4 protein-coding genes are annotated in these 5294 nt (G+C 36.0%); 3 read left to right on the top strand and 1 reads right to left on the bottom strand.

The window, feature by feature from the left end; all coding sequences use genetic code 11:
- From VIL26_07475 to VIL26_07465, 3 genes are all read left to right on the top strand, one after another.
- Nucleotides 1-3613 (top strand): phosphoribosylformylglycinamidine synthase (locus VIL26_07475; protein HEY8390767.1); only part of this gene is annotated, 3613 nt, incomplete at its 5' end.
- Nucleotides 3614-3723: 110 nt separating this feature from the next.
- Nucleotides 3724-4302: a DUF5673 domain-containing protein gene (locus VIL26_07470; GenBank protein ID HEY8390766.1), complete on the top strand. Its 579-nt coding sequence runs from the start codon at nucleotides 3724-3726 to the stop codon at nucleotides 4300-4302.
- A 112-nt stretch (nucleotides 4303-4414) separates the two neighbouring features.
- The gene (locus VIL26_07465) at nucleotides 4415-4687 is read left to right on the top strand and encodes a hypothetical protein (GenBank protein HEY8390765.1); all 273 of its coding nucleotides are present in this window, start codon (nucleotides 4415-4417) and stop codon (nucleotides 4685-4687) included.
- Nucleotides 4688-4696: 9 nt separating this feature from the next.
- On the opposite strand, the gene VIL26_07460 is transcribed toward VIL26_07465, so the two are convergent.
- The coding region (locus VIL26_07460; GenBank protein HEY8390764.1) for a hypothetical protein at nucleotides 4697-5294 on the bottom strand (598 nt) is incomplete at its 5' end.

Raw genomic sequence — 5294 nt, 5'->3', positions numbered from 1 at the left:
ACGCTATGATGTTGCTGATATACAAAAGGAAGATTTTGAGTCGGCTGTTGTTTCAGTGTTTTCTGAACCGCCCGTAGATAATGTGTTTTTTGAAACATTGCCAGATTTAAAAGACTACGAGATTTTTGGAACAGAATTTTTACCAGGACAATATGATCAAAGGGCAGATAGCGCAGCGCAATGCGTGCAATTGCTTACCCAAAAGGCTCGCCCAATGATCAAATGTGCAACCATTTATGCTATAAAAGGCGTAAAAGAGGAAGAGCTTGAAAAGATAAAAAAATACATAATCAATCCTGTGGAAGCAAGACTGTGCAGTCTAGAAAAGCCTGTGTCTTTGCGTGAAAAAGCGCCTATTCCTGAGCCTGTTCATGTAATAGACGGCTTTATAGATATGGATCGAGAGGGTTTAGAAAAGTTTCATCAAAAAAATGGCTTTGCAATGAGTGTTGAAGACCTAGAAGTTGTAAGGGCGCATTTTCAAAATGAAGGACGCAATCCAAATGAAGCTGAACTTAAGGTAATTGACACATATTGGTCTGATCATTGCAGACACACAACATTTTTGACCAATATAACTGATGTAACTATAAAAAGCGATAATCCGCATATAGAAAAAGCCTATAAGACATATCAAGAGTTGTTTGTAAAATTTAACGGTAACAAAAAAGACAAATACCAATGTCTTATGGATATAGCCACAATCGCCGCAAAAGAATTAAAGAGTCAAGGCAAACTTGATAATCTTGACGAATCTGACGAAATCAATGCTTGTTCGATTGTAGTTAATGCTGATATCGACGGTGTCAAGGAAGAATGGCTTGTAATGTTCAAAAATGAAACGCACAATCATCCTACCGAAATTGAACCTTTTGGAGGAGCGGCGACCTGTCTTGGCGGTGCGATAAGAGATCCGTTGAGCGGCAGAGTGTATGTCTATCAGGCTATGCGTATTACAGGTGCTGCAGATCCTACTGTTCCGATAGAGCAGACAATGAGAGGCAAACTGCCTCAAAGAGTGCTGACTAAGACGGCGGCTGCAGGCTATTCATCTTATGGAAACCAAATAGGCTTGGCTACAGGCTTGGTAAGAGAGGTTTATCATCCCAATTATGTTGCTAAGCGTCTTGAAACAGGCTTTGTAGTAGGTGCTGCGCCTAAGAAAAATGTAATAAGACAAAAGCCCAAAAGCGGAGATATAGTCGTGCTTATTGGCGGCGAAACAGGTCGAGACGGAATAGGCGGAGCCACAGGTTCATCTAAACCTCATACCGAAAAAAGCGTAGATACCGCAGGGGCTGAAGTTCAAAAAGGCAATCCTTTGACCGAACGAAAAATCCAAAGACTATTTAGAAACCCTGAAGTTACCAAGCTAATAAAGAAATGCAATGATTTTGGAGCAGGCGGCGTTTGCGTAGCAATAGGCGAGCTTGCGCCTGGGCTTGAAATCAATCTGAATTGTATTCCCAAAAAATATTCCGGACTTAATGCTTTGGAATTGGCGGTATCCGAATCTCAAGAACGCATGGCAGTAGTGATCGACAAAGACGACTTTGAGACTTTGAAAAAATATGCCGATATAGAGAATGTTTCCGCAACAATAGTAGCCCGCGTCAACGATTCTAATCGTATGACTATGTTTTTAGACGGCGAAAAGGTTGTTGATCTTGACCGCAGCCTTCTTGATTCTAACGGCGCTAAACAATATTCAAGCGTTTTGATTGAAGAAACAGTTCAAGATATTTTTTCATCTTCTGATATACATGAATATCTAAAAAACCAAGATTATAAAAACGCAATTCTAAAAAAACTCTCATCTTTAAATGTCTGCTCTCAAAAAGGGCTTATTGAGATGTTTGACTCGACAATAGGTGCGGGCAGCGTAATAATGCCTTTGGGAGGAAAAAACCAGTTGACTCCAGCTGACTGCATGATTTCAAGACTTCCTGTTATGCAAGGACAGACCACAACCGCAACCGTTGCTTCATGGGGATTTAATCCTGACATGATGTCCAAAAGTCCGTTTTTGGGCGCTGTCTATTCGGTAGTTTTGAGTGTAATGCGTGCTGTTGCAGGCGGTGCCGATCCTGATTCGATTAGACTTACATTACAGGAGTATTTTTTGAGACTTAACAAAGATCCGCACAGATGGGGAATCCCTATGTCAGCTTTGCTAGGTGCTATGCAGGCGCAGCTCGGTCTCAAAATAGGCGCTATAGGCGGCAAAGATTCAATGAGCGGTACTTTTGAAAATATTGATGTTCCGCCCACGCTTATATCTTTTGCGCTAGGAATGACTGATACATCCTATGGCGTTACCAATGTTTTAAACAAGCCTGGCATTGAGATTGTTCATATCAAACTAAAACGAGATGAATACGGAATGCCTGATTTTGAATACGTCAATAGGCTTATTAGAGTTTTGCATCAAAATATCAAAAACGGCAATATATCATATATTCAGATAATTGAAGAAGGCGGAGCAGCTATTTCTGCTATAAAATCTGCTTTGGGAAATGAGCTGGGAATAAAGTTTTATAATCATTCTCATGAAATGTTTGATAATTTTGCAGGGGATTGCCTTGTTGCATTAAACGATATAAATGTGCTTGAAGATTTTGATTATCAAAAGCTTGGAATTACTACTTCAAGTGAAACGGTTATCAACAATCAGACTATATCTATAAAAGAAATAATTGAAAGCTTTACGTCTACTTTAGAAAAGGTTTTCCCGACCACAGCAGAACCTGCGCAATCAGTTAAGACTATAACTTATGACGGAGAATGCAAGAAAAAGCACAGCGATATTACGTTTGCTCGTCCTAAAGTATTTATTCCTGTTTTTCCTGGCACTAACTGCGAATATGACACAAAACGCGTTTTTGAACAATATGGAGCCGAAGTCAATACCTTTGTTATAAGAAACCGCACGCCTCAGGAAATCGAAGAATCTGCTATGATGATGGCAAAGCTCATCAATCAAAGCCAGATAATAGCTTTTCCGGGAGGATTTTCGGGCGGAGATGAGCCTGACGGTTCGGGTAAATTTATAGCTACCGCATTCAAAAATCCTAAGGTAAAAGAAGCGGTAACAGACCTTATTGAAAATCGTGACGGACTTATTATCGGAATATGCAATGGATTCCAGGCTTTGATAAAATTAGGACTGCTGCCTTACGGAAAAATTACCTCATTGAGCGAAAACAGCCCTACTTTGACTTTCAACAATATCCACCGTCATATGTCATCAATAGTAAGGACAAGAATTTGTTCAGTTAATTCGCCTTGGCTTAACTTTGTTAAATTAGGTGACATCTATGGCACGCCCATTTCTCATGGCGAAGGCAGATTTTTTGCAAGCCAAAATGACTTAGAATTAATGGAGAAGAATGGTCAGATATTTAGCCAGTATGTCGACGAAAACGGCGTTGCGCGAGCAGATATGCCTTATAACCCTAATGGTTCTGTTTGTGCAATAGAGGGAATAATCAGTCCTGACGGCAGAATACTTGGCAAAATGGCGCATATAGAACGCTGTCAAAAAGGCTATAAAAATATTGACTTAAATATGGATATGAAAATCTTTTATTCAGGCGTTCAATATTTTAAGTAGTAAAAACTGATTTTTATAATCCTTGATAAAAACATATTAATATGTTATCATAATAAAAGCCGAAATTTTAATTTCGGTTTTTATTTATTGGGTTAATTATGTCTGGACACATGCCTAAAATTTTAATATCTCTTTTGTCTAGTGTTGCCGGAATTGTTTTGGCAGGCACTGTGTTTTTTTTGGTAAAAACTATAAAACACCAGCATAGACTCAAATATTCTATAACAATAATATCTCTTAAGACCAATAAGTTTTTTTATTGGCTGCTAGATATATTACTTGCTTTTACTGCGATAATCTGCATTTTTTTAATGATTGAACCTGAAGGCAAATTTTTAACCAAAGAGCTGTATTCTATATGGAACATGAATACGCTATATGTGCGAATAACAATGCTTTTGCTTTTTATTATTATATGTTGCATAATGTCAATAAGCATTATGATGACGATAGCGAAAAGCGCAGTGGTCAATGACGGTATATATACAGCAGTTTATTTTTTGGACTGGCATCATCTTTATGATTTTTATTTTGAAAAGAAAGGAAACAAAGTCATTGTTTCAAACAACCGAAACGGTGCTTTGACTTTGTCGGGAACAAGCACGCCTTTGAAGTTTTCCAAAAACGATGGCGAAAAACTTAAATTCCTTTTGAATAAAAACAAAAACAAATTTGTATCCAAGCTTTAATAGATAAAAACAGCAAAAAATCAAAAAAATTTTATAAATAATGATAAATTGTCAAAAAAATATTATATAATGTTAATTAGTATAACTATTAGGAGTGTTTTTGGGAGAGAGAATGTCAGAAGCTATTAACAAAAGAGGAATAAAAACTGTTTTAAGAAAAATGATGAAAGGTAAAAATATGAATATCGAAGCACAAACAGATTTTTCATCTGTTACTGCCAAAAAACCGATCATATCATTTAAAATAGCTGATGCCAATGAAGATGAAATTCCTTTTGGCTGGAAGAATGATATTTCTTATCACAAAAAAGGAAAAAAGTCTTTTCTTAAACTTTCCAAAAAAATTATATCTCAAATAACGCCTAGAACCAAAAAAGATAATTAAAAGCATCTTTTATGAGATGCTTTTTTTGTTAAAGTAATACGGCGTAATTTTAGAAAAATGCACTTTTATGTCTTTTGAATTTTTATTTTGATAATTGCATGCACTAATAAAATAATCATTAAAAATACAAAACGCATTAATATCTTTTATAATACTCAAATCAGCGATATTAATTTTTTGATTTCTTAAATACAGCAGTTGTTTTTGATTGCTTTCTTTAGATAATATCAAAACACCTTTTTTAATATTTAAAAACTTATATGGAGCAAGTAGAGTTTTATTAAGAGTACTAATAGGATAATTCATATTTTGATAGATTATATAGTATATAGGCGTGTTGCCCCCAAAATATACTAGAGCGTAATTTTCATCGGTTATTATCTTTGCGTTATTTACATTGTCTATTGCTATATGATTGACTTTAGAAAATCCCAAGGAAGAATAATAGACAAAAGCCGCTGCGTTATTTCTGTTTTCATTACTTAATATCAATAGGGCATTATTATTGACGCTGGCAACATCTAAAAGTCTGTAAGCATACAGTTCATTTTGAAAGTTATTATAAACATAATTATCCTTGCTTATATCAATCATAGCAGGATAAGAA

It is taken from the genome of Clostridia bacterium, from assembly GCA_036562685.1.
In the GTDB taxonomy this organism is placed as follows: domain Bacteria; phylum Bacillota; class Clostridia; order Christensenellales; family DUVY01; genus DUVY01.
Note: the sequence above shows the minus strand (reverse complement) of the source record. Positions and strands in the feature narration are given on the sequence as shown.

What these genes read in the sequence shown, in the direction of transcription:
- VIL26_07470 (HEY8390766.1), top strand. Translation starts at nt 3,724, where the DNA reads ATGCCTAAAATTTTAATATCTCTTTTGTCTAGTGTTGCCGGAATTGTT.
- VIL26_07465 (HEY8390765.1), top strand. Translation starts at nt 4,415, where the DNA reads ATGTCAGAAGCTATTAACAAAAGAGGAATAAAAACTGTTTTAAGAAAA.